5 protein-coding genes are annotated in these 4,801 nt (G+C 70.0%); 3 read left to right on the top strand and 2 right to left on the bottom strand.

The genetic code is table 11. The annotated features are described in order from the left end of the window. Positions 1–174: 174 nt before the first annotated feature. Entirely contained in the window at positions 175–645 is a 471-nt protein-coding gene (locus AAHM41_RS38960) for a VOC family protein (protein ID WP_342242015.1), read from the bottom strand. A 175-nt stretch (positions 646–820) separates the two neighbouring features. Here AAHM41_RS38960 and AAHM41_RS38955 point away from each other — a divergent pair, with 175 nt between their 5' ends. Next, complete coding sequence (locus AAHM41_RS38955) at positions 821–1,048, top strand: hypothetical protein (protein ID WP_342242014.1); 228 nt, start codon at positions 821–823, stop codon at positions 1,046–1,048. Between the two features lie 6 nt (positions 1,049–1,054). Here AAHM41_RS38955 and AAHM41_RS38950 read toward each other — a convergent pair whose 3' ends face one another. Further along, positions 1,055–2,224 carry an MFS transporter gene (locus tag AAHM41_RS38950; protein WP_342242013.1) on the bottom strand — a complete coding sequence of 390 codons (1,170 nt, stop codon included), beginning with the start codon at positions 2,222–2,224 and terminating at the stop codon, positions 1,055–1,057. A gap of 204 nt (positions 2,225–2,428) precedes the next feature. Here AAHM41_RS38950 and ampC point away from each other — a divergent pair, with 204 nt between their 5' ends. Together ampC and AAHM41_RS38940 are read left to right on the top strand one after the other, a co-directional pair. Then, positions 2,429–3,565 (top strand): class C beta-lactamase, encoded by a 1,137-nt coding sequence (ampC, locus tag AAHM41_RS38945; protein ID WP_446719522.1) that lies wholly within the window; start codon positions 2,429–2,431, stop codon positions 3,563–3,565. A gap of 117 nt (positions 3,566–3,682) precedes the next feature. Next, positions 3,683–4,720, top strand: a complete 1,038-nt coding sequence (locus tag AAHM41_RS38940) for a hypothetical protein (protein ID WP_342242011.1) — start codon at positions 3,683–3,685, stop codon at positions 4,718–4,720. Positions 4,721–4,801: the final 81 nt, after the last annotated feature.

The raw sequence follows: 4,801 nt of genomic DNA, 5'->3' as shown, positions 1-4,801 counted from the left end.
CTAAGAGACCTTTTGGAAATGCGCTGGTGTGAGTCGGCTGGCGGTGGTTTCGAGAACCGGCGCGCAGCGGACGTTATAGTCCGTGAGCACCGAAAGCGCAGAAACCGCCGTCAGACGGCCGCGCCAGTAGCATTTCCAAGTGGTCTCTAGAACGGCGGAGGACGCCGGACCCCATCAGCCCTTCGCCGCGGCCTCCAGCCCGGCGATGTCGAGCTTCACCATCTGCAGCATCGCCTCGGCGACGCGCTTGGCCTTGGCCTGGTCGGGATCGCCCATCAGCTCGCCCAGCCGCTTCGGCACGATCTGCCAGGACAGGCCCCAGCGGTCCTTCAGCCAGCCGCATTGCTCGATCGCGCCGCCCTCGCCGAGCGCGTCCCACAGCCGGTCGATCTCGGCCTGGCTGTCGCATTCGACGCTGATCGAGAAGGCGTGGTTGAACGGGTCCAGCGGCCCGGCCTCGATCGCCTGGTAGCGCTGGTCGCCGAGGGTGAAGGAGGCGATCCGGACGCTGCCCGCCGGGCCGCTCGGGGTGTCGGCCGGCAGCGGCGTGACCCAGTGCACCGCCGAGCCGGGGATCAGCGCGGTGTAGAAGCCGATCGCGGCCTCCATGTCCTTTTCGAACCAGAGATGCTGGGTGACCTTCATCGCGGTGTTCCTTCCTCGGTCGCGCGGCCGTGCGCAGAGCCGCTCCTGACCCAAGGACGACCGAGAGCATCGATTCCCGACATCGCCCGCAAAATCGGGACAGTAGGACGATCGATCAATGGTTTCCGGCTCGGCGCGGGCCTAGGATGCGGCGGGCGGCTTCGGGGAGGCGGCGATGGCCGGGCACGGGCATGTCGGCAGGACGGATGTTGCCGCTCTGGAGCGGTTCCTCGCCGACTCCGCGACGACCGCGCCCTCGCAATACGCCTTTGTCCGCCGCGGCAAGGTGATGTGCTTCTACGCCGATTCCGGCGTGGCGCTGGAGGTCGGGGCGCGCTGCTTCCCCGACCGCGAATTCTCCGTCATCGACATCCACGCCCGCAAGGTGGTGCTGCCGCACTGACCGATCTCAGCCCTGGCTCTCCCGCAGCCGCGGCAGCGCAGCGAGGCAGAGCACGGCCATCAGGTGGAAGCCCAGCGCGATCGCGGCCAGCGGCACCAGACCCTGCTCGATCAGCGGCGCGGCCGCGGCGGTGCCGGCCGCCGTGACCGCGAGGATCGCCAGGACGACGAGGGCGGAGCCGCGGGCATCGTCGCCGCGCGCCGCCAGCACCGCCCGGTAGAAGCCCGGCGGGCCGCGCAGCCCGAGCCCGGCATTGATCGGCACGAACAGCGCCGCGATCGCCAGCGGGGCGGTGCCGCCCAGCGCGCCATAGGCCAGCATCGCCGCGGCCCCCAGCGCGGCGAACCCGGTGCCGGCGGCGATCACGCGCTCAGCCCCGAAACGGCCGGCCAGCCCGCCGGCCAGGTTGGCCGCCAGCATGAAGCTGGCGATGCCGCAGACCTGCATGGTGATGAAATCGGCCAGGCTGCCGCCGAGGGCGCGCACGAACACTGCCGGCATGCCGAACACGAAGGTCAGCAGCCCGCCCAGCACGAAGGCCTGGCTCAACGCATAGCGCAGGAAGGCGGGATCGCGCAGGAGATGGGCATAGCCGCCGCGTGGCCGCCGGCCGACCTGGGGCAGGGCGCCGCTGATCCCGATCGCCGCCGCCAGCGCCAGCGCGGCCGCGCCGATCACCGCGAAGGGCAGCCGCCAGCCGCCGAGCGCCAGCAGCCAGGCGCCGAGGATCGGGGCCAGCGCCGGGGCCAGGGCCTCGATGCTGCCGAGCAGCCCGAGCGCCCGGACCGCGCGGGTCTCGTCGAACAGCGCCCGGACGATGCCCGGCGCGAACACGGCGGGCCCGGCCGCGACCGCGCCCTGCAGCGCCCGCAGCGCGATCAGCGGGCCGATCCCCTCCGTTGCCGCGCAGGCTGCCGACACGGCGGCGGTGGCGAGCAGCGAGACGGCGAACAGCCGGCCGGTGGCGAAGCGGTCGCCCAGCGCGCCATAAGCGAGGAGCCCGACGCAGGTCCCGGCGACATAGGCGGCCAGCACCAGCTGCGCTTGGGCCGGGTCGCCGCCCAGCGCCTCGGGCAGGAACGGCACCGCCGGCAGCACCAGGTCGGTTCCCGTCAGGCCGAGCACGGTGCTCGCCACCACCAGCCCGAGCACCAGCCCCTTCATCCCTCCAGCCATGGCGCACGCCCGCTCCCTGTCGCAAACCAAGATTTTGGCCAATTTCAGCTCATGTCTAAGCGAAGAAATCCTCGTTTGGACAGGCCATCATTTCCGCCTATCCAGGGTTCGCGGCGCCGCTCCGGACGGGCGCCCCGACAGCCACTCATGGAGACAGGATTGACGATCTCGGTATCGCGCCGGTGCCTCGTGCTCGCGCTCGGCATGCTCGCCGCCCTGGTCCCCGACGCCCGCGTCCCCGGCGCCCGCGCCGCGGACGGCCCGCTCGCCCGCATCGTCGACGCGGCGATCCGGCCGGTGATGGCGGAGAATGACGTCCCGGGCATGGCCGTGGCGGTCACGGTCCAGGGCAGGCAGTCCTTCTTCAACTACGGCGTCGCCGCGAAGGACAGCGGCGGGAAGGTGACGGAGGACACGCTGTTCGAGATCGGCTCGGTCAGCAAGACCTTCACCGCGACCCTCGCCGCCACCGCGCAGCTGCAGGGGACCCTGTCCCTCTCCGACAGTGCCAGCAAATACCTGCCGGGGCTGGCCGGCAGCAGCTTCGACCGCATCAGCCTGCTCGAGCTCGGCACCTACACCGCCGGCGGCCTGCCGCTGCAGTTCCCGGACGATGTCACCGATCCGGACCGGATGATCGCCTTCTACCGCAGCTGGCGTCCGGCCTATGCCCCCGGCACCCGGCGGCTTTATTCGAACCCCAGCATCGGCCTGTTCGGCTACCTCGCCGCCCGGAGCTTGAACAAGCCGTTCGACGAGCTGATGCAGCAGCAGATCTTCCCGGCGCTCGGCCTGACCCGGACCTATATCCGGGTGCCGCCGGACCAGATGGGCCGCTACGCCTGGGGCACCTCGAAGGCCGGCAAGCCCGTCCGGGTGACGCCGGGCGTGCTGGATTCGGAGGCCTATGGCGTGAAGACCACCGCGGCCGACATGATCCGCTTCGTCGAGGCCAACATCGACGGCGCAAGGCTGGACGACACGCTCCGCCGCGCCATCGCCGCGACCCATGCCGGCTACTACAGGGTCGGCGACATGACCCAGGGCCTGGGCTGGGAGATGGTCGACTGGCCGACCGGTCTCGACCGGCTGCTGGCTGTGAATTCCTCGGAGATGAGCCAGAAGCCCAACCCCGCCACCCGGCTGGACCCGCCGCTGCCGCCGCGGGACGAGGTGCTGATCAACAAGACCGGCTCCACCAACGGCTTCGGCGCCTATGTCGCCTTCGTTCCCGCCCGCGGCATCGGTGTGGTGATCCTGGCGAACCGCAACTTCCCGATCGCGGCGCGGCTGCAGGCCGCCCACCGGATCCTGGCGGCGCTGGACGGCGAGGCCGGGTGAGGGCCGCTCGCCTGCAACGCGACCGTTACATCCGCAACCCGATTCGGCCTCCCATCGAATCCCGCCGTTACCAGATCTGATGAAAGTCGGTGACAGGATCGGTGAACGGGGTGTGCGATGGATATGACGATCTGGGCCTATGCGCTGGCGCTGGCAAACGTCAGCATTCCTCGGGCAGTTCAGGATCTGCACGAGAGAGGCGCCTCCGAGGCGGATCTGCAGGAGCTGGTTCGGATCCTGCGAAGGGACGGGTGGGAATTCGTGGACCAGCTGGCGGATGCGCTCGGATTGCCCGTCCTGCCGGAGCTGCAGATGCCTCCGCCCGGGTTCGGAGCTCCGGGCGGATATCTGCAGGCCGCCTATCAGCCCGTCTTCAACCCGGCACAGCCGCCGGCTCCGTATACCGCGGCATACGCGCCTGTCGTCCCGCCGCAGCCGGCCGGGGGCGGATGGGGGCCTGCGCAAGCCACGCCGTATGGGCAGGCCAACTACGCTCCGCCACAGCATCCCATGCCCCAGATGCAGGCCGTCCAGCCGGGATGGCAGCAGCAGGCGTTCGTCAACCCGGCACCGGTCCGGCCGCCTCCGCCTGTGCTGTCGCAGCGCGACAGGGCACGGTACGACCAGTTGGCGGCCGGTTCCCGCCTGTTCGGCACCGGCCGGATGACCCGGGTCCGTCGCAGGGACGTTCCCGCGAGCCTGGGGATCAGCGACGTCGCCATGGACAGGATGAAGGCCATTGTCTGCACCGGACCCGAAACGGCTCTGGGGACTGTCGGCCTCGGGCCGTGCATCGCCGTGTGCGCAAGAGGTCTCAATGTTCAGAATCAGGCGGTAATCGGGCTCTGGCATGCGTCATATGACGAGGATCAGAACGGGCTTCTGAACAACCTCCGCGCCGGGTTCAACCGATTGATCGACAAGATGAGACGACAGGGGGCGGGGCCGGTGGAATTTTCCCTGGCCGGGGGAATGAAGCAGCCGAACGCCCGGTGCATCGAATTCGGTCAGGCTTTTCTGTCCCTCCGGAACGAATACAGTATCGTCGCCGCCGAGATCCACCATTGCGAGCGCGAGGATCAGGCCACGGATGTCATCATGACCGCGGGCGGGACCTTCCATGGTGTGAATCTTTACGATCCGCCGCCGTTCTGATCGGTTCGTGGGGGGGGGGGGGGGGGGGGGGGGGGCCCCCCCCCCCCCGCGCGGCGCGGGGGGGGGGTGATATGGAGTCAG

It is taken from the genome of Inquilinus sp. OTU3971, from assembly GCF_038440215.1.
This window is presented reverse-complemented; position numbering and strand designations above follow the sequence as displayed.